1 protein-coding gene is annotated in these 274 nt (G+C 35.4%); it reads right to left on the bottom strand.

The genetic code is table 11. The annotated features are described in order from the left end of the window. Nucleotides 1–274 (bottom strand): hypothetical protein (locus R0J92_RS22925; RefSeq protein ID WP_411053362.1); only part of this gene is annotated, 274 nt, incomplete at both ends.

Raw genomic sequence — 274 nt, forward strand, 5'->3', positions numbered from 1 at the left:
TTTTAAAAAGCCTTCCTCCTCTCTCTCCCCCATCTTCTCAAACGCCTTATAGATCGTTGTTTTGTTTTCTAATAGATAAATATAAATCTCTTTAGAAAACTTTATGAAGACTAGCTCTTTTTGAAAGCGAGCAACATTATATTTTGATTTAACCTTCATATACTCCAAGTAATATACAGCAGCAGCAAGACCCAAAAACACCAAAGGTAGGAATGGTTTCAAAGCGAATACAGGAATACCCAACAGCAAAAATATGCCCGCCTTAAATAAACGC

Source organism: Tritonibacter sp. SIMBA_163, from assembly GCF_046535935.1.
GTDB lineage: Bacteria > Pseudomonadota > Alphaproteobacteria > Rhodobacterales > Rhodobacteraceae > Epibacterium > Epibacterium scottomollicae.